At 68.7% G+C, this 19453-nt stretch carries 17 protein-coding genes; 6 read left to right on the forward strand and 11 right to left on the reverse strand.

Features of this window, described 5'->3' with window-relative positions; genetic code table 11:
- Window positions 1-37: 37 nt before the first annotated feature.
- From HOW07_RS01665 to HOW07_RS01680, 4 genes are read right to left on the reverse strand one after another with little or no spacing between them, the layout of a single operon-like run.
- Window positions 38-1348: an MFS transporter gene (locus HOW07_RS01665; protein ID WP_175115907.1), complete on the reverse strand. Its 1311-nt coding sequence runs from the start codon at window positions 1346-1348 to the stop codon at window positions 38-40.
- Window positions 1345-2658 (reverse strand): MFS transporter, encoded by a 1314-nt coding sequence (locus HOW07_RS01670; protein WP_064293713.1) that lies wholly within the window; start codon window positions 2656-2658, stop codon window positions 1345-1347. Before HOW07_RS01670 ends, HOW07_RS01665 begins: the two co-directional genes overlap by 4 nt.
- 45 nt (window positions 2659-2703) lie before the next feature.
- Complete coding sequence (locus tag HOW07_RS01675) at window positions 2704-3645, reverse strand: amidohydrolase (RefSeq protein ID WP_175115908.1); 942 nt, start codon at window positions 3643-3645, stop codon at window positions 2704-2706.
- The gene (locus HOW07_RS01680) at window positions 3642-5021 is read right to left on the reverse strand and encodes a homoserine dehydrogenase (RefSeq protein ID WP_175115909.1); all 1380 of its coding nucleotides are present in this window, start codon (window positions 5019-5021) and stop codon (window positions 3642-3644) included. The genes HOW07_RS01675 and HOW07_RS01680 overlap by 4 nt, the downstream gene beginning before the upstream one ends.
- A gap of 164 nt (window positions 5022-5185) precedes the next feature.
- On the opposite strand from HOW07_RS01680, the gene otnK reads away from it, so the two are divergent.
- The 3 genes from otnK to HOW07_RS01695 are packed head-to-tail and all read left to right on the forward strand — an operon-like array spanning window position 5186 to window position 7963.
- Entirely contained in the window at window positions 5186-6451 is a 1266-nt protein-coding gene (gene otnK / locus HOW07_RS01685; protein ID WP_175115910.1) for a 3-oxo-tetronate kinase, read from the forward strand.
- Entirely contained in the window at window positions 6448-7134 is a 687-nt protein-coding gene (locus HOW07_RS01690) for a class II aldolase/adducin family protein (protein ID WP_175115911.1), read from the forward strand. Before otnK ends, HOW07_RS01690 begins: the two co-directional genes overlap by 4 nt.
- Before the next feature lie 34 nt (window positions 7135-7168).
- Window positions 7169-7963, forward strand: coding sequence for a DeoR/GlpR family DNA-binding transcription regulator (locus HOW07_RS01695; RefSeq protein ID WP_064293873.1), 795 nt, complete (start codon window positions 7169-7171; stop codon window positions 7961-7963).
- A gap of 5 nt (window positions 7964-7968) precedes the next feature.
- On the opposite strand, the gene HOW07_RS01700 is transcribed toward HOW07_RS01695, so the two are convergent.
- The 4 genes from HOW07_RS01700 to HOW07_RS01715 all read right to left on the reverse strand — a co-directional run bounded on the left by HOW07_RS01700 (window position 7969) and on the right by HOW07_RS01715 (window position 12834).
- Entirely contained in the window at window positions 7969-9669 is a 1701-nt protein-coding gene (locus HOW07_RS01700; protein WP_121290844.1) for a glycoside hydrolase family 13 protein, read from the reverse strand.
- Between the two features lie 65 nt (window positions 9670-9734).
- Window positions 9735-10628: a carbohydrate ABC transporter permease gene (locus HOW07_RS01705; protein WP_121290846.1), complete on the reverse strand. Its 894-nt coding sequence runs from the start codon at window positions 10626-10628 to the stop codon at window positions 9735-9737.
- Window positions 10628-11539 (reverse strand): carbohydrate ABC transporter permease, encoded by a 912-nt coding sequence (locus tag HOW07_RS01710; protein WP_079002413.1) that lies wholly within the window; start codon window positions 11537-11539, stop codon window positions 10628-10630. Before HOW07_RS01710 ends, HOW07_RS01705 begins: the two co-directional genes overlap by 1 nt.
- The gene (locus HOW07_RS01715) at window positions 11536-12834 is read right to left on the reverse strand and encodes an extracellular solute-binding protein (protein WP_175115912.1); all 1299 of its coding nucleotides are present in this window, start codon (window positions 12832-12834) and stop codon (window positions 11536-11538) included. Before HOW07_RS01715 ends, HOW07_RS01710 begins: the two co-directional genes overlap by 4 nt.
- A gap of 225 nt (window positions 12835-13059) precedes the next feature.
- Between HOW07_RS01715 and HOW07_RS01720 the strand changes: the two genes are divergently transcribed.
- The 3 genes from HOW07_RS01720 (at window position 13060) to HOW07_RS01730 (ending at window position 15764) form a co-directional block, all read left to right on the forward strand.
- Window positions 13060-14265 (forward strand): ROK family protein, encoded by a 1206-nt coding sequence (locus HOW07_RS01720; protein ID WP_175115913.1) that lies wholly within the window; start codon window positions 13060-13062, stop codon window positions 14263-14265.
- A gap of 26 nt (window positions 14266-14291) precedes the next feature.
- Entirely contained in the window at window positions 14292-15188 is an 897-nt protein-coding gene (locus HOW07_RS01725) for a triacylglycerol lipase (RefSeq protein WP_121290850.1), read from the forward strand.
- 93 nt (window positions 15189-15281) lie between these two features.
- Complete coding sequence (locus HOW07_RS01730) at window positions 15282-15764, forward strand: DUF4396 domain-containing protein (protein WP_175115914.1); 483 nt, start codon at window positions 15282-15284, stop codon at window positions 15762-15764.
- Between the two features lie 21 nt (window positions 15765-15785).
- On the opposite strand, the gene HOW07_RS01735 is transcribed toward HOW07_RS01730, so the two are convergent.
- Genes HOW07_RS01735 through HOW07_RS01745 form a run of 3 tightly spaced genes read right to left on the reverse strand, consistent with a single transcriptional unit; the run spans window position 15786 to window position 19425 of the window.
- Complete coding sequence (locus HOW07_RS01735) at window positions 15786-17018, reverse strand: allantoate amidohydrolase (RefSeq protein WP_175115915.1); 1233 nt, start codon at window positions 17016-17018, stop codon at window positions 15786-15788.
- Window positions 17015-18169, reverse strand: a complete 1155-nt coding sequence (locus HOW07_RS01740) for an FAD-dependent oxidoreductase (RefSeq protein WP_121290854.1) — start codon at window positions 18167-18169, stop codon at window positions 17015-17017. Before HOW07_RS01740 ends, HOW07_RS01735 begins: the two co-directional genes overlap by 4 nt.
- Window positions 18166-19425 (reverse strand): ammonium transporter, encoded by a 1260-nt coding sequence (locus HOW07_RS01745; protein WP_175115916.1) that lies wholly within the window; start codon window positions 19423-19425, stop codon window positions 18166-18168. The genes HOW07_RS01740 and HOW07_RS01745 overlap by 4 nt, the downstream gene beginning before the upstream one ends.
- Window positions 19426-19453: the final 28 nt, after the last annotated feature.

A 19453-nucleotide genomic window follows, 5' to 3' on the forward strand; every position in this document is an offset into this window, starting at 1 on the left:
GGGGCCTGCGTACCGGCCGGCCGCCAGACCCGACGACTCAGGCACGAGCCGGCTCCGCCGGCGTCGGCTTCGCGACCCCGGAGAAGTTGATCCTGAGCGATGCCGCGAGGTACACCGCGGCTGCGATGGCGAGGAAGACGAGCACCGCGGTGTAGCCACCGGTGATGTCGAGCAGCACACCCGCGACGATCGGCACGACGATGCCGGCAGACGTGCCGGCGAAGTTCATGACCCCGCCGACGAGTCCGACCTTCTCCTTCTTCGCGAGCATCGCCGGGATGGTCCAGTAGAGACCGCCGAAGAGATTGAAGAAGACGCCGATGCAGAGCAGGGTGACCGCGAGTGCTGCGTCGGTCACGAACGGGAGCGAGATCAACGCGATGAGGCTGAGCGCGCCGGAGCCGCCGAAGAGCAGTTTGAACGAGCGGTTCCGGCTGAAGACCCGCTGCAGCCGGTCCGCGAGGAACCCGCTGAGGATCTCCCCGAGGGCGCCGCAGAGGAAGATCAGGAAGGTCGCGAAGCCCATCGCCTGGAGGTCGAGCCCACGGGCGTTGCTCAGGTAGCTGGGTCCCCAGGTCACGAGGCCCCAGAACACCATCGCCCAACCGAAACGGCCGATGACCATCGCCGTCGCGTTACCCCGGGTCACGCCGGGCTTCTCGTCCTCTGGACCACCGGCGACCGTGATGAGGTCCACTTCAGCGCGGTTCACGAGACGGTGTTCACTCGGCAGGTTGCGGATGTACAGGTACACGCAGAACCCGATGACGACCGTGGAGACGCCGATGATGATGAACGACCACCGCCACGAGCCGGTCGCGGTGATGAGCCAGGCGACCAGGAGACCGCCGAAGGCCGCACCGAGTGGTGCGCCGGAGTCGATGAGCGTGACGCCGGACGCGCGACGCTTGGGCGGCATCCAGTTCGAGACGAGCTTGGATGCCGCCGGCATGTACGGCGCCTCGAAGGCACCGAGTCCGAGGCGCGCGAGGATGAGCATCACCCCGTTCACAGCGAGCCCGGCGAACGCGGTGAAGGTGCCCCAGACGGCCGAGGCGATGCCGATGATCCGCCGTGGACCGAAGCGGTCCGCGGCGAGACCGCCTGGGATCTGCATGAGGCAGTACGTCCAGAAGAATGCGCTGAGGATGACGCCCTGCATCGTCGGGGTGAGCTCGAACTCCCCGACGATGCTCGGCATCGCGACCCCGAGCGAACTCCGGTCGATCGAGTTGATCGTGTAGAAGAGGAAGAGGACGACGACGACGCTCCAGCGGATGTTGGTCGCACGACCGCCACCACGCTGCTGATCGGGTGCGTTCGCGGTTCGGCGGCTGTCGGCGGTCATGGACGGTCTCCTTCGACGGTGACGAGCTTGGGGATCTGGGCGTCGCCGCGGCGGGCCGAGCGGACGGTGAGGACGAGGACCGCGCCGAGGACCATGAAGCCGGCCGAGACGACCAGGGCGATGTTCGGGCTTCCGGTGGCGTCTCGGACGAAGCCGATGAGGTAGGGCGCGGCGAAGCCGGCCAGGTTCCCGGTCGAGTTGATGAGCGCGATGCCGCCGGCGAGCGCGGTGCCGGTGAGCATGGCGGTCTGGAAGCTCCAGAAGATCGCCGGGATCGCGAGTGCGCCGGCGTTGGCGAGGCTGAGGCCGATGATGCCGAGCACGGGGTTCGGACCGGCGATCACGCAGATCGCGAAGCCGATGAAGCTCAACCCGAAGGCCGCGGCGATGTGCTTCTTGCGCTCCTGGTGACGGTCTGAGCTGAAGCCGAAGACGACCATCGCGACCATCGCGGCGATGCTCGGGATGGCCGAGATGAAGCCGATCTGGAGCGTGCCCTCGACGCCGAGGCCCTGGATGAGACTGGGGAGCCAGAAGCTGATGCCGTACAGCGCGAAGTTGTAGGAGAAGTAGATGAGCGCGAGGAGCCAGATGATCGGGCTGCGGAACACGTCGCGCAGGGGGGTGTGCCCTGCGGGTGGACGCTCCGCTTCGAGCATCTCGCTCAGACGGGCCTTCTCGGCGTCGTCGAGCCACGGCGCGGTCCGGTGGTCCTCCCGGAGGAACTTCAGGATGACGAAGCCCAGGATGACCGTGGGGACCGCCTCGATGATGAAGAGCCACTGCCAGCCCTGCAGGTCGAGCGCCAGATGCGTGCTGTTCAGGATGATCCCGGAGAGCGGTCCGCCGACCACCCCTGAGAACGCGAGGGCGAGGTAGAACACGCCCCAGGCGCGGCCCCGGCGGCTCGCCGGGAACCACTGCGCCATGTAGAAGAGCACCCCGGGGATGAAGCCGGCCTCGGCGACACCCAGGAGGAAGCGCATGAGGTAGAACATCCACTCGGAGTCCACGAGGAACATCAGACCGGAGATGATCCCCCACGTGATCATGATGCGCGCGATCCACACGCGCGCTCCGACTCTCGCGAGGATGAGGTTCGAAGGGATCTCGAAGATGAAGTAGCCGATGAAGAACACGCCGGCTCCGAGGCCGTACACGGCGTCGGAGAAACCGAGGTCCGAGGACATCTCGAGTTTCGCGAAGCCGACGTTGACGCGGTCGAGATAGGACAGGAAGAACCCCATCATCACGAGTGGGAGGATTCTGAATGCGATCTTGCGGAACAGTTTGTCGTCGTTGACGCCCATGGGGTGGTCCTTCGGGTTGCTGCGGATCGGGGGTGGTGGTGCGGGTCAGTCGTCGAGCGGGACGCGGTACACCCGCGCTGCCGTCCGGGCGAAGAGCTGGTCGAGATCGTCGTCAGAGGCGCCCGACAGACCGCTGAGTACGGTGTCGACGACCTCGCCGAAGCTCGGAGCGGTCAGCGTGGCGACCGGGAGGTTCGAAGCGAACATCGACCGGTCGACTCCGAAGACCTCGACGGTCTCCGCGACGACGCGTTCGTTCGACTCGCGCTCCCAACGGTTGCGCGGCAGGCCGAGCTCGGACACCTTGACCGTGGTGTTGGGCAGGGCTGCGAGCGCGCGCATGCCCCGGCGCCAGACGTCGAGTCCGGCGTCGGACCGGTCGAGCGGCAGCCCGCAGTGGTTGACGATCACGGGGATCCCGGGCAGCTCGCGGACGACGTCCGCTGCCGCTGCGAGATGCCAGTAGGGCACCCGGAGGTCCCAGGAGAAGCCGTACCGCTCGAGTTCGGCGAGACCGGCGAGCCACACGGGGTCCTGCATCGTCCCCGGGGCTCCGGCGATCGTCTCGGCCTCCGCCGCGGTGGCCGAGGTCACGGGCTTCGAGCGGATGCCCCGGATGAGCCCGATCTCGGCGTGCTCGGCGAGCACGTCGCCGAGGTCCGGGCGAGCGAGGGACGCGTGGGCCACGGCCGCGGCCGGGAACCTCGGGTCTTCGCGGTGCAGGCGGTCCAGGAACCGGCTCTCGTCGACCTCCTGCTCACGGGAGCGTTCGGCCTCGACGTGGACCGTGCCGATGACGCGATACCCCTTCGTCGCCTCCCGGTACTGGGCGGGCAGGAAGGTGTGGAGCATCCCCGTGTAGTCGCCGAGGAAGAACCGGTCGTTGTACTCACCCTGGAGCCAGGGGTAGTAGCCGGGGCCCTCGAAGTCCCAGAAGTGGTGGTGCGCGTCGAGGATGCGGATTCCGCGAGGGTCGACATGCGTCATGCGCCGAGCTCCCGGCCGACGGCGAACGCGTCCCAGAGACGCTGGTCGAACCCGTCGATGTCCTGCAGGGTGATGAGTTCGCCGGCTGCGACGGGGCGGGCGAGCCTGGTGCGGTCGAGGAGGTAGAACGGCGCGACGTCGGGAGCGGTGTCGGCGGTCGCCCGGAGCACGGGTGCGACGCCGTCGATCTCGTGGTGGTGCCCGGCGACCTGGAGCGCCGCGCCCGCGGGGAGGTCGCGCTCGGCGCGGCCGGTGAGGGTCGAGTACTGCCGAGGCTCGGCGGGCACGCGGTGTCCGGACACCGCTTCGAGGACGGACAGCGGGGTCTCGACGCCCATCAGGTGGTATGGCGAGAAGATGCACGCGTATCGTCCGTCGCGGCTCACGACGTGCCCCTTCTGCCGCAGCGTCTCCCAGGTGGCGGCGTCGCCCGTCTCGACGATGACGAACTCACCCCCGGCGAAACTGGCCTCGCCCGGGAGCCGGAGCATGCTGAAGACGTCCGCGGCCCCGGTCCGGCCGAGGAGTCCCCCGTGCTCGCGGAGGGCGTAGACGTCGGCCAGTTCGTCGGGCCGGGCGACGGGGTAGTGCATGGTCTCGACGTCGGGCACGTGTCCCGAGTACTGGGAGACGACGGCCATCTCGCAGGAGTCGGCCGCGGCCGCCCGCTTGAACCCGGCGACCGCCTTCGCGCGGGCGTCGAGGGTCGCGGTGCGGTCGTCACCGAGGGTGAGCAGCTCGGCGAGTTCCGGCGCGTGCAGCTCGGCGTCGAGCTGACGGACGACACCGGTCGATGGATCGAAGACGAGGTCGTACTCGCTGGACTTGCCGACCGCGACGACCGGCAGGCCGACGGCCTTCACCCATCCGAGCAGCGCGAGCAGGTTCGCAGGCTGATCGCCCATTCCAGGGAGGTAGGCGACACCGGCTTGCTTCGCCCGATCGGCGAGGTACACCCCGGACAGGCTCTCGACCTCCTTGCTCACCATGATGACGTGGCGGCCCTGATCGATGGCACGCTCGGCGAACGTGAACCCGGCCCGGGTGCTGCCGGTGGCCTCGACGAGGACGTCATACGCCTCCGCGGTGAGGAGCTCGATGTCGTCGACGAGCGCGAGCCGGCCGCCCGCGACGGCGTTGGACACCTCGACCGCATCGCGACAGATCGACCAGGAGGTGTCCGGGTACCCGAGCTCGTTCAGCAGCGATGACGCCGCTTCGAGGTCGAGGTCCACGAGAACGGAGGCGCGCATGGTCTCGAGTCGCTTGAGCTGCGCGAGGAAGGTCCGACCGAACCCACCGCTCGCGCCCGTGATGGCGACCGCGATGGGTCCGCCGTCGGTCTTCGTGATGATTGAAGCTGCTGGGTGAGACATCGTGTGTCGGGTTCCTCTCTGAACGACGGCGCGCGAACATCACGCTTCACATCGATTCACACAAACTATGACTGATTTATACTATTGTCAATTATCGACACAGATATTCACACCGACGCGGGCCGTGACCAACCCACCACCGCGCGGAGGACGAGAGGCACCGGATGACCCACCTGGGCGGTATAGCCGACGATTTCACGGGAGCGACCGACCTCGCGACCAACCTCGCCGGACACGGCTTCGACGTGGTCGTCGTGACCGAGCGCGGACTCGACGCCATCGAACAGGATCCGAGCGTGCGCGCACGCCTGAGCGAGTACGAGGCGGTCGTCGTGGCGTTGAAGACGCGGACCGCCCCCGTGTCGGCGGCCGTCGACGCCTCACTGCGGGCTCTCGGAGCGCTGCGCACGCTCGGCGCGGAACGCATCTACGACAAGTACTGCTCGACGTTCGACTCCACCGACGCCGGCAACATCGGACCGATCCTGGATGCACTCGCCGAAGCCCTGGAGATGGACCGGACCGTCGTCGTCCCGTCCTTCCCCGACAACGGGCGCACCGTCCGCGACGGCATCCTGGAGGTGCACGGCGTCCGGCTCGAGGATTCGTCCATGCGCACGCATCCCCTCACCCCGATGACACGGTCACGGGTCTCCGAGCTGCTGCGCCCGCAGACCACCCGCACGATCGCCGAGATCCACACCGCGACCGTCGACGCCGGCGCAGGAGCGCTGCTCGAGGCCATCGCGGCCAGCGACGCCGACTACCTCGTCGTCGACGCGACGTCCGACCACCACCTCTCGACCATCGCGGCGGCGACCGCCGACGCACGACTCATCTCCGGCGGGTCCGGTCTCGCCCTCGGGCTCGAACCGCAGGCGCCGCGGTCCGCCGCGCCGATGGCGGTGACCGTCGGCCGCCGGCTCATCCTCGCCGGGAGCGCCTCGAGCGCGACCCAGGGTCAGGTCAGGCACGCCGCAGAGCGCATGCCGCACCGGAAGGTCGATGTCGGAGCGCTCGCCATCGACCCCGACGGCGAGCTCGACGCGATCGCCGCCTGGGCGGTGCAACAGCCCGAGGACGGCCCGGTGCTCGTCCACGCGGTGGCCGATCCCGCGGACGTGGTCTCCTCCCCCGAGGCCGCCGCGGCGGTCGAACGGCTGCTGTCCGCGCTCGCCGTGCGTCTCGTGGGCGCGGAGGCGGGCTTCACCCGGCTCGTCGTCGCCGGCGGCGAGACCTCCGGCGCCGTGGTGTCGGCACTCGGCCTCGACGAACTCGTCATCGGACCGCGCATCGCTGCCGGGGTCTGTTGGGCGTCGGGCGTCACCGACCGGGCCGGTACCGGCATCGCCGTCAACGTCGCCTTGAAATCGGGGAACTTCGGTGACGAGGACCTCTTCTCCGCCGCCTGGAAGGAACTGCACGCATGAGCCTCGGCCTCCACGATCCCGTGTCCGCCACCAGGACCCAGCTCGCGTCCGACCTCGTCGCCGCGGGCGCCGCCGTCGTCGCCGCCGGGCTCAGCCCGGGCAGCAGCGGCAACCTCAGCGCTCGCGCGACCGACGGCACCATACTCATCACGCCAGGTGGTGCCGTTCTCGGCGCACTGGACCCGGACCGGCTCGCGGTGCTCGACGCCCACGGCGAATGGGTCGGCGGCGACAAGCCCTCCAAGGAGGCGTCGTTGCACCTCGCGCTCTATCGCAAGAACCCGGAGCATCGCGCCATCGTGCACGTCCACTCGCCGCAGGCCGTCGCCGCCTCCTGCCTCGAGCCGTGGGCTCCGCACAGCGCGCTCCCGCCGCTCACTCCCTATTTCGTCATGCGCGCCGGCCAGACCCCGCTCGTCCCCTACCGCGCGCCGGGTTCGCCGGAACTCGCCGATCTCCTGACCGTCCTCACGTTCCCGTTCCACGCTGCGCTGCTGCAGAACCACGGGCAGCTCACGAGCGGACGCGACCTCGCCACCGCCATCGACGCGGCGATCGAGGTCGAGGAGGCGTCGCGCATCACCCTCATGACCGCCGGTCAGCGACGTCGCCTGCTCGACGAGGCGGAGATCGCGGACCTCACCGCACGTTACGGATCGTCGTGGACGCCCGACAGCCGATAACGTGGACCGCACGCCGACGGATGACGAGGAGACGATGACCACCGACACCGGAGATCTCGCCCATCTCATCCCCGAGCAGCGACGCGAGCTCATCGTCAAACACCTGCGACGCGAGCAGGTCCTGAGCTTCCCCCAGCTGGCGAGCCTGCTGGAGGTCAGCCACATGACGATCCGGCGCGACGTCGCGGCGCTCGAGGAGGAGGGCCGCGCGCTCTCCGTCCCGGGTGGCGCGAAGATCGCCAGTCGTCTCCTCGCCGAGCCGAGCCACGCCGAGAAGGCGCTGGTCGACGCCGGCGAGAAGAGCGCGATGGCCGCGGCGGCCGCGGAACTCGTGACCGACGGGTCGACGATCTACCTCGACGCCGGCACGACGATGCTCGCGATGGTGCCGCATCTCGCCGTACGCCGGGATCTGACCGTCGTGACCAACGACTTCGCGATCGTGCGCGAACTCATCGACCACCCGTCCATCGAACTCATCAGCGTCGGGGGACGCGTCGACCTCGCGAACCAGTCCACCGTCGGGCGACTCGCCGCGGAGATGATCCGTCAGCTCGCCGTGGACGTGGCCTTCGTCTCCACGAGCTCGTGGGACCTGAAGCGCGGGCTGACCACTCCCGCGGAGTCCAAGGTCGAGGTGAAGCACGCGGCCATGTCGGTCTCGTCCGAGAACGTCCTCGTCGCCGGGAGTTCCAAGTACGGTTCCTTCGCCAAGTACAAGGTCGTCGACCTCTCCCGGTTCGACCTCATCGTCACCGACTCGGGTCTCAGCCCGAACGTCGCATCGGGCATCCAATCGCTCGGGGTGACGGTCCGACGCGTCGACTGAGCGCGTCACTCCGACAGGACGCCGGGCATGGTCCACACGGTGGACTCCCCCGGGACCGAACCGGCTTGGAGGGAGCCCAGCACGACGGCGTCGTGTTCCGCCTCGAGCGGGAACGGCTCGGTCCCGAAGTTCGTCAGGACCTGCCAACCGTTCGGCCGCACGAATCGGACGACGTCCGGCCGCCCCGTCTCGATCCACTCGAGGCGCTCCTCGGTCTGCAGCAGTCGTCGCAGCCGGAGTGCCTCACGGTAGAGCGAGAGCGTCGAGTTCGGATCCGCAGCCTCGACATCGACCGCGTACTCGGCGAACCAGGTCGGTTGCGGCAGGTGCGCGACCGCACCTCCGAATCCGAACGACGGACCCTGCGCCGACCAGGGCAGCGGTACGCGGCAGCCGTCGCGACCCAGCCCGTCGTACTCGCCGCCGCGGAAGAACGCGGGGTCCTGGCGCTGCTCCGCGGTGATCGCGGCGACCTCCTGCAGACCGAGCTCCTCGCCCTGGTAGAGGTAGGTGCTCCCGGGAAGCCCGAGGAGCAGGAGCGTCGCCGCTCTGGCGCGTCTGAGGCCCTGGTCGCGATCGATGTCGGACTCGGGACCACCCGCCGCGACCCACTCGGTGCCCTGCTTCACCGGCCGCCCGGCCAGGGGTGGGAGTCCGTACCGCGTGGCGTGACGGGTCACATCGTGGTTGGACAGCACCCACGTCGTCGACGACCCCGTCTCCGCCGCCTGTGCCAGGTTGTCGGTGATGACCGTGCGGAACTCGGCGGCATCGAAGTCCGCCTCGAGCAGGTCGAAGTTGAAGGCCTGGCCGAGTCCCTCCGCCGATGCGTACTTCGCCCGACGCTCGGGCGAACCCACCCACGCTTCGGCGACGGCGGTGCGCGGCGGGTCGTACTCCTCGAACACCCGCCGCCACTCGGCGTACACCTCGTGCACGTCGTCGCGGTCGAGCAGCGGATGGTTGCCGTCCTGTGGCATGAGATCCAGTTCAGCGCGACTCGGCAGCGGCTCGGAGAGATCCTTCGTGAGCATGTGCGCGACGTCGATCCGGAAACCGTCCACGCCGCGATCCGACCAGAACCGCAGGGTCTTCAGGAAGTCGGCGCGGACCTCGGGGTGGTCCCAGTTGAGGTCCGGCTGCTCGGTGGCGAAATTGTGGAAGTACCACTGGCCGTCCTCGACCCGCTCCCAGGCGGGGCCGCCGAAGACCGACTCCCAGTCGGTGGGCGGTTCCTCGCCTGATGCGCCCTTCCCCTCGCGGAAGACGTACCGGTCGCGAGCCACCGACCCGCGACCGGAGGTGAGCGCCTCCTGGAACCACGCGTGCAGGTCCGAGGTGTGGTTCGGCACGATGTCGACGATGACCCGGATACCGCGCTCGTGCAGTGCGACGATCAGTTCGTCGAAGTCCTCCAGTGTGCCGAGCCGGGGGTCGACGTCGCGGTAGTCCGCGACGTCGTACCCGCCGTCGGCCAGCGCCGAGGGATAGAACGGACTGAGCCAGATCGCGTCGATCCCGAGCTCGGTGAGGTAGTCGACCCGGGAGCGGATGCCCGGCAGGTCGCCGAGACCGTCCCCGTCCGCGTCGGCGAAGCTCCGCGGGTAGATCTGGTACACGGCGGCCTGACGCCACCAGGTGGCGTCGGCCGTCCGCCGGGCGTCGGCGGAGTCGGTGTCGGTGTCGACGAGTGGTGCGTCGGTCATGACGGCGTGGTCCTCGGGCTTTCTCGTGGTGGATGGGTCCGGTGTCGGTCGGTCTGTCGGACGGGTCACCCCTTGACAGCACCCTGGGTGACGCCCGACATCACCCAACGCTGCGCGAACAGGTAGGCGATGATCGCGGGGGCCATCGCCATCAGGTACGAGGCGAAGGCGACGTTGTAGTTGCTGCTGAACTGGGTCTGGAAGAGGTTCTGTCGCACCGGGAGGGTCTGGAGCCCCGCGTCCGAGATGATGAGCGACGGCATCATGAAGTCGTTCCAGGCGTAGAGGAACGCGAAGATGCCGACTGTGGCGCTCATGGGAGCCAGCAGCGGGAAGATCAGCTTCCAGAACGTCTGCCAGGTGCTCGCACCGTCGATGCGCGCACTCTCCTCGAGTTCGATCGGGATCGACCGCAGGAAAGCCGTGAACAGCAGCACGCTGAAACTCAGCTGGAACATCGTGGCGAGGATGATCACCCCGAACGGGTTGTCGAGTCCGACACGACCGGTCAGCTGGATCTGCGGCAGGGCGACGACCGGGAACGGGATGAACATCGCGGCGAGCAGGTAGAAGAACGAGAAGCGGAACAGTCGGCGATCCCAGTTGCGCACGATGGCGTACGCGGCGAAGGAGGCCAGGACGATCGTCGCGACGACGGTCCCTGCGGTGACGAGGAGCGACATCGCGAAGCCGACCGGGAACTTCGTGAGGGTCCACGCCTGGACGAAGCCGTCGATGCTGAACGGTGCCGGGAGCGAGAAGGCGTTGCCGTCGACCGACTGGGTGTCGGTCTTGAACGCCATGGAGATCGTCACGTAGAGCGGGAGCAGGACGGTCACGGCGCAGAGCAGCAGGATGATCGTCGTCGACCAGCTCACCCGCTCTCCCCTGGTCCGTTGCTTCGGGGTGGCGTTCGCCGTGGTGATGGACTGGGTGCTGAGCACGGTTGGCGTGGCCATCAGAGTGCGTTCCTTCCGCGCGTCGCCGAGAGTTGCACGAGGGCGATGATGATCGTGATGATGAAGAACAGGGTGGCCGTGGCCATCTGGTAGGCGTAGTCACCGGTCTGGAACCCGCGGATGATCGTCATCGAGATGCTCCGTGTGGAGGTGCCCGGGCCACCGTTGGTCAGGCCGACGATGATGTCGTAGGCGTTCAGGTAGTTCTTGAAGCCGAGGATCACGTTGATCACGACGTAGCCCATCACCAGCGGCAGGGTGATCCGCAGCAGCTGCTGGCGCTTGTTCGCGCCGTCGAGCGACGCCGCCTCGTAGACGTCACCGGGGACCGCGAGGAGACCCGCGATGTAGATGAGCAGCGTGCCGGGGATCGACTGCCATGCCGTCACGATCACGATGCCGAGCCAGGCGAGGTCCGGGTTCGAGAGGATGCTCGTCTCGAGGAACGGGATCCCGAGCGCCGAGCCGGCGGCCGGCACCGAGTTCATGAAGAGGAACTGGAACACGTAGGCGATGATGATGCCCGAGATGACCATCGGGATGACGAAGATCCCGCGAAGTCCCATCTTGAAGCGGATCTTCGCGGTCAGGCCGACCGCGAGCAGGAACGCGATGACGTTCACCGCGATGACCGTCACGAGCGAGAATCCGAAGGTGAAGAGGAAGCTCGTGAGGATGGCCGGATCGCTGAACGCGGCGATGTAGTTCGTGAAGCCGATGAACTCCCAGTCGCCGATCCCGATGGAGTCGGTGAAGCTGAAGAAGATGCCGACGACGCCGGGGAGCGTGATCGCGAGCGTGAACAGGATGACGGCTGGGAACAGGAAGAAGTAGTAGATCGGTTCGACCCGTTTGGTGCTGCGTCGGACCTTCGGGTTGCCCCCGGTCACGATCGATGTGGTGGCGCTCATTCGGAACCCTCCTTGCTCGCGACGGGCGGCTGTCGGAACGCGAGTCGTGCCCAGTCCGCGTCCATGGTGCGGAGCATCGACGCCGCGTCGGTGCCGAGGACCAGCGACTGCGCGTAGTTCTCGGTCGGGATGGCGCGGGGGTTGAGCACGCCCGGGCCCTGGTAGAACGCGCCGTCGTCGTAGTACGGGATCATGCCTGCGACTCGCGGGTCGTCGGGAGCCTTGCCGTCGTCCGTCGGGACGAACCCGAGCTGCGACTCGTTGTAGGCCTGGATGACCTCCGGCTGGAACAGGTACTCGAGGAAGTCGCGGGCACCCTCGGGGTTCTTCGCCTCCTCGGGGATGATGGTGACGAGGTCGAGGTTCACCCGGACCTTGAGGTCCTTCGGGTCTTCGGTCATCGGCAGCGGGAAGGTCCCGAGGTCGAGGTCCGGTGCGGTGAGTGCGATCTGGCTGAACGCCCACGGGCCCTGCAGATACATGGCGCCCTTGCCCTCGGCGAAGGCGACGTTACCGGCGTCGTAGGTGCGACTCGGCGCATCGGCCTGCGTGTACTCCTTGGCGAGCAACTGCATCTTCTCGACGGGCTCCAGGAAGTCCTTCTCGAAGGAGACCGGAGCATCCGGTCCGACCTCGGTGCCTTCCTCCGCGAGCCGGTCGTAGAAGTCGGGGATGTCGACGGCGCCGCCGACCGAGTAGTCGAACCAGCCCTGGTTGGCGGTCCAGGCATCGGCGAACGTCGCGTAGAACGGCGCCACGCCGGCCGCCTTCAGCGTGTCGGAGACGGCGATCAGTTCACTCCACGTCGTCGGCACCTCGAGGCCGTACTCGGCGAAGATCGTCTTGTTGTAGATGACGGAGGCGGCCATCACCGAGTAGGGCAACGCGCTCGTGCGTCCCTCGCAGACGCCGTACTGGTCGAGCAACGGCTGGAGGTCGTCGCGGATGGACGCCGCCGCCGTGGTGTCGGACAGGTCGGAGAGCGCGCACCGTTCGACGAAACGCGACACCTCGTGGTTGTAGTTCGAGAGCATGAGGTCCGGCGGGTTGCCACGGACGAAGCTCGCCGCGAGCGGATCTGGCCCCGAGGTGTCCATGACGACCTCGTATCGCTGCTGCGAGGCGTTGTAGTCCTCGACGGCCTGGTTCATGAAGGTGAACGCCTCACGCTTGCTGAACGTGAAGTGGATGGTCTCCCGGCCATCACTCGAGCAACCGACGAGGACGCTGGCCAGGAGCGCCACACCCGCCACTCCGGCCGTGGCGCGTATCGCGCGTTTCAGTGGGTTCGACATCATTGTCCTTCCGCGGAGCCCTCGATGGATCCGCTGACTAAATACAGAGAGTAAATCAACTGATGACGGAAACTCTGCCATCCGTTCGACGTCTGGTCAAGCACCGGTTCCGTCACGACAGCCACGGGTCGGACACCGTGATCGTTCACGGTCCTGCGCGCCGTGCCGCTCTCCCCCGGCTCGGCATCCGCGCGCGACCTCGGATCGTGGATATCGTTGTCGGTCATGGAAGCGACGACGACGGAGCGGGCAGTGGAGCCGCGCTCCTCCAGCATCACCGCCGTCCTCGATCACGCCTGGGCGTCGTCCGCGTTCACCGCAGCGGACATCATCACCGCGACCGGCTTGTCACGATCGACGGCGATCACGCTCTCCGACGAGCTCATCGGACTGGGTTGGCTGACGGAGCTCGATGACGCACGTCAGGCCGGTGCCGCCTATCGGAAGGGTCGACCCGCCCGTCGCTACGAGCTGCGCCTCGATGCCGGGATCGTCGTCGGTGTCGACGCCGGAGCCCACTCCATCACCGCCATCGCCGCAGACCTGCGCGGTCGGGAACTCGCGAGGTCGCACCACACCGTCGATCCGGCGGCCACCGCTGAGGCACGGGTCGACGCCGTCGACGCGGCGATCGACGAGGCCGTGCGGCAGAGCGGTACGAAGCCGCCACTCTGCATCGTGCTCGGCGTCCCGGCCCCCATCGACGCGCTCGGGCGGTCCCCCGAGGGCAACGTCTTCTGGGATCGGATGAACCCTCGGCTCGGTGAGCGCATCCGCGACCGCGGCTGCGCGGTCGTCACCGACAACGACGCGAACCTCGCCGCCGTCGCCGAGGGCGCGATCGGTGCCGGCGTCGGCGTCGACTCCTACATCACGGTGGTCACGGGCGAGCGGCTCGGCGCCGGATACGTCGTCGACGGTCGCCTCGTCCGCGGTCGCGGCCGGGCGGGCGAGCTGCACCTCCTCGATCTCGTCGACGGCGTCGGCTCATCGCGAGGCATCGCCGCGCTCCTGCGCGATTGGGGTCGCGAGTACCGCGAGAGCGGCGGGCTTCCGGAGAGCAGCCAGCTCAGCCGCATACCGGTCGCGCAGGTGGATGCGCAGTCGGTCCTCGCTGCGGCGCACCGGGGCGACACGGTCGCGCTCGACCTGGTGCGCCGGATGGGTGATCGCATCGCGCGGATGAGCGCCATCCTGGGCGGGTTGCTCGACGTGGAGTGCATCGTGTTCGCCGGTGGGATCGCCCCGTCGATGTCGCAGCTGCTCGCGGTCGCGTCGGAGCGTATCCCCGGCTACATGAGCGCTGAACCACCCCAGCTCGTCGCGTCGGAACTCGGCGCCGACATGGTGGCGCAGGGCGCGGTCGCGACCGCGATCGACGACGTGCGTCGCAACGCACTGCGGATCGACCTCGCCCGACCAGTACGCTGACGTCGTAGCCAGCCGGAGGGAGCACCATGGCCGATGCGATCGTCCTCGTGTCAGGGGGTGCGGCCGTGACCCCGTTCACGAGTCCGGACCATGCCGCCGGGTCCGGCCTCGCCGCCGGGAACACCCTCACCGCGCTGCGTGCCCACCTGCTCGGGCGCGAGGTTCCGGTCTTCACCGCACCGGCACGCATCGGTGCCGGGGAGGTGCACGAGGACAGGGGTTGGCAGGGGTTCGCCGACGTCCCGATCGTGCTTCCCGCCGCGGTGACCGTCAACGCCGTCGGTGGGATCGACGCCGGCGGGACAAGCCTGGGCGCGTTCCTGCGGTGGCTGTCCGAGGAACACGGCTTCGGGAGCATCGACCTCGTCGCCCACTCCATGGGCGGTCTCTTCTCTCGTGCCGCGATCCGCGAGCTGCGCGACTCCGGCCCGTCGATCGGCCGGCTCGTCACCCTCGGCACCCCCTGGGAGGGGTCGCTCCTCGGCGACGTGCTCACCGGCGAGGTCTCGGTCCACGACGCCCACGGCGATGCGGGGACCGCGACGATCCTCGAACGGTCGAGGGGCTATGCCGCCGAGCATTCACAGGGCGCTGCCGACGAGGTCTCCCGCCGGTTCCTGCGCGAGTGGAACACGACGCAGCTCGGGTTCCTCGACGACGTCGCCGTCACCGCAGTCGGTGCGGGTCACTTCCACACGGCAGCCGAACCGCGACAGCTGTGGCCACACGACGGTCTGGTGGCCCTGCGAAGCGCCCGAGCCGACGACGTCCCGGTCGACGTCCTCCCCCGCGTGGTCCGCCGTTCCTTCGAGGACGACGTCCACAGCATCTTCTTCGCCGACGCCTTCGACCTCCCATGGGAGCGCGCGCTCACCTGGGATCCCGAGGTCTTCTCCGTGGTCGACACCGCCCTCGCGTCCTGAGCCGGCATCGACGTCCGTGCGAGCGGACCACCCATCGGGAATATACCCCGGAGGGGTACTGTTCGGGCTGAAGGACGAACCCGAGGAGTGCTCATGAGCGACCACACCCACCACGGCCACGGCCACGCATCCGACAATGCGACCTCCTGGCGGATGGCCGCCACCGCCACCCTCCACTGCCTCACCGGTTGTGCCATCGGCGAGGTGCTGGGCATGGTGATCGGCACCGGCCTCGGACTGCACAATCTCGGGACCGTGGTGCTCTCGATCGCACTGGCGTTCGTCTTCGGTTACGCGCTCACGATGCGCGGCGTGCTCCGCGCGGGCCTGTCCTGGCGCGCCGCCATCGGTGTCGCGCTGGCCGCGGACACCGTATCGATCGCGGTCATGGAGATCATCGACAACACCGCGATGCTCGCCATCCCCGGAGCGATGGACGCCGGCCTCACCAGCGGCCTCTTCTGGAGCTCCCTGGTCGCCGCTCTCGCCCTGGCCTTCGTCGTCACCACACCGGTCAACCGTTGGTTGATCAGCCGGGGCAAGGGGCACGCCGTCGTCCACGAACTCCACCACTGACGTCCCTCGGCTTGTCGGCCATCAGGCGATCCCGACGCCGACCGCCAGTCCCTCCAGGACGTCCGCGAGCGCCACCGCACCGGCCTCCGCGTCGGCGTCTTCGGCGTACTCCTCCGGCGAATGGGAGACACCGGTCGGGTTCCGGACGAAGAGCATCGCGGACGGTGCGTGGGACGCGAGCACTCCGGCGTCGTGCCCCGCGCCGGTGCCGAGCACGGGCGCCTCCGGCAGCATCGTTTCGAGGCGCCCGCGGAGGAACGGGTCGAAGTCGGTCGTGGCGCTGAACGACTCCTCGGTGATCGCGGCCACGCATCCCTCCTCCGCTGCGACGAGCGACAAGCGTTCGGTGATCGCCGCCACGATCGCGGCGGTCACGACGTCGTCGGGATGACGGACGTCGATCCAGAAGTCCACGCTCGATGCGATCACGTTCGTGCCTCCCGGCAACGGGAGCACCCGGCCGACGGTCGCCCGAGCGTCCGGCGTGGCCCGTCCGATCGTGCGGATCTCGGTGATCATCCGCGCAGCCGCGACGAGCGGGTCCCGTCGATCCTGCATGAGCGTCGTCCCCGCATGGTTCCCTTCACCGCGGATCGACGCCCGCCACCGTCCATGGCCCAGGACGTTCGAGCCGATCGCGACCGGGCGATCGAGGTCGACCAGCGCCCTCCCCTGCTCGACGTGGAGCTCGACGAACGCGTCGATCGCTCCGAGCCCGCCCGGATCCGGGCCGACACCCCGTGGGTCGACACCATTGCGTGCGAGGACCTCGGCGAACGTGTCGCCCTCCACGTCGCGCAGGGCCAGCGCCCGCTCCGGACTGATCGCACCGGTGAGGAGCCGCGAGCCGAGGCAAGCGACGCCGAAGCGCGAGCCTTCCTCCTCCGGGAAGACCGCGACGACGATCGGCTTGGCCGGCTCGAAGCCACGCGAGCGTAGGTGATCGATCGCGACCAACGCCGATGCGACCCCGAGTGGTCCGTCGTAGGCGCCACCACCGGGGACCGAGTCGAGATGGCTCCCGGTGACCACCGCACCCGCCGTCGAACGTGACGGCACATGCCACCAGGCGCGGATGACCCCGTTCCCGTCGACGTCCACGTCGAGGCCACGGCGCCCGGCCTGACCGACGAACCACTCCCGCAGCTCGAGTTCGGCCGTGGAGTAGACGGGCCGCGAGTAGCCTCCCCGACGCGCATCCCGACCGATCCCCGCGATCTCGTCCAGGAGGGAGACCACGGTGTCGCGGGTCACCGGACCGCTGCCAGGCTCGGCCGGAACATCGCCGGCACGGCGTCTCGACCCTCGACCAGCGCGAGGGCGTACTCGCCGATGAGCGGGGCGAACTTGGCACCGTGGCCGGAGCAGGGCGCCAGGACCGTGATCCCGTCGACCCGGTCGATGACGAAGTCCTCCGTCGGGGTGTTCGTGAACAGGCAGGTCGTCTCCGCATACGGTTCCGGGACGAGGCTCGGGAGGAAGTCTCGGACGTAGGCGACGACCCGTCGGCGGTTCGCGTCGTCGACGACGCCGTCATGATCCGCGGCCGAGGGGATGCGCCTGCCGCCGTTGTACTCGGCGACCTTCTGTCCACGCCACTCGGCGTCGCGCCCGCCGGGGAGCCCGTAGACCTGCATCCGCTCGGACTTGTGGATGAAGGTGGGCCACACCGATCCGGATCGCGCCGGGTCTTCCGCGTCGACGCCGATCCGGTCCCGATACGGGAAGTGGTACGCCTGCTCCTGACGGACCTCGAGGGCCGGGAACGCGTCGAGGAACCCTCCCGGCAGCGCGAGGTCGCCGAGCAGGTCCGGAAGCCAACCCCCGGCTGCGACCACCACCTGCTCCGCATCGAACGCCCTCCCCCCATATCCGAGCACCCGGTACCCGGTGGCAGTCCGCTCGACCCGCTCGACCGGCAAGTCGTTCAGGACCGTGGCCCCGGCGCGGACGGCGGATTCGAGCATCGCCATCACCGACTGCTCCGCGTCGATCACGCCGGCTCCCGGATGCCACAGGGTGGGCGTGTCGAAGCCGATGTCCCAACGGGCACTGGCCTCGTCTCGGGAGAGCAGCTCGTGATCGATGCCGTGCTCGGCCAGCACCGACGCGAGGTGCTCCGGGCGACGGGTCGTCCCGAAGTCGAGCGCACCCGTCCGCGTGATCAGTGGACGCCCGTGCTCCAGGCCGAGCTCGTCCCACCCTGATGCCGCCGCGAGGACGAGACGGGTGTAGGACGCCTCCGGGTAGGCGTAGCGGAAGATCCGGGCCGATCCGTGGGACGATCCCCACTCGTTGGCCGGACGACTCCGCTCGAGGACGGTGACGTCGTGCCCGGCCTGGGCGAGGCGCCAGGCCGCCGCAGCACCGGCGAGCCCGGCTCCGACGACGATGACACTCGTCATGCGCGTGCTTCCAGGTCTTCGTCCTCGTAGGCGCGCTCGGCGTGGGCGTGCTCGTCGATCCCGGCGACCTCGTGCTCCTCGGGGATCCGCAGACCGATGGTGATCTGGATCAGCTTCGCGATCACCCAGGTGACGATGAACGAGTAGGCGAGGACCGCGACGGTCGCGATCGTCTGCACGCCGAGCAGTTCGAATCCGCCGCCGTACAGCAGGCCGGAGCGTCCGTTCGGAGCCGCATCCGTCGCGAACACCCCGATGAGGAGCGTCCCAATGATGCCCCCGACGAGGTGGACCCCGACGACGTCGAGGGAGTCGTCGAACCCGAGCCGGAACTTCCACTCGATGGCGAGGCAGCAGACGACGCCCGCGATGGCCCCGATGATGATCGCGCCGATGGGCGAGACGGCGCCGCAGGCGGGGGTGATCGCCACGAGGGCGGCGATGATCCCCGATGCGCTGCCGAGGCTCGTGACCGCTCCGTGGCGGAGTCGGTCGACGATGGACCAGCCGATGAGGCCGGCACAGGCCGCGACGGTGGTGTTGAGGAACACGACGCTCGCCGCGTTGCCGGCTGCCAGCGCCGAGCCGGCGTTGAAGCCGTACCAACCGATCCAGAGCAACCCGGCGCCGACGAGGACGAGCGGGCGGTTGTGCGGACGGAGCTTGCCGCCCCAGTCCTTGCTCTTGCCGAGCACCAGGGCCAGTGCGAGCGCCGCGACTCCGGCGTTCATGTGCACGGCCGTCCCACCGGCGAAGTCGACGGCACCGAGGGTGTTCGCGATCCATCCACCGGCCGCCGTGTCGTTCGAGAAGGCGAACACCCAGTGCGCGACCGGGAAGTACACGAGCGTCGCCCAGAGCCCGGCGAACAACAACCAGGCGCCGTACTTCATGCGGCCGGCGGCGGCACCCGCGACGAGTGCCGTCGTCACCCCCGCGAACAGCAGTTGGAACGCCGCGAAGAGTGCGAGGGGAATGCCGGCATCGGGGTCGTCGGCGAGTGCCTGGTCGAGCCCCGCGAACTCGAACGGGTTCCCGATGAGTCCGAGCCCGCCGACGGAGTCACCGAAGACGAGCGAGTAGCCGAAGGCAACCCAGAGCAACGCGACGAGGCTGGCCCCGCCGAAGCACATGATCATCATGTTGAGGATGCGGCGGGACGAGACCATCCCGCCGTAGAACAGAGCCAGGGCCGGGATCATGAGGGCGACGAGCGCCGAGCTCGTCAGGATCCAGGCGACGTTTCCAGCGTCCACAAATCACTCCATCGTTCGAGTTGCACAG

The organism is Plantibacter sp. MCCC 1A11337, from assembly GCF_013349365.1.
Classification (GTDB): domain Bacteria; phylum Actinomycetota; class Actinomycetes; order Actinomycetales; family Microbacteriaceae; genus Plantibacter; species Plantibacter flavus_A.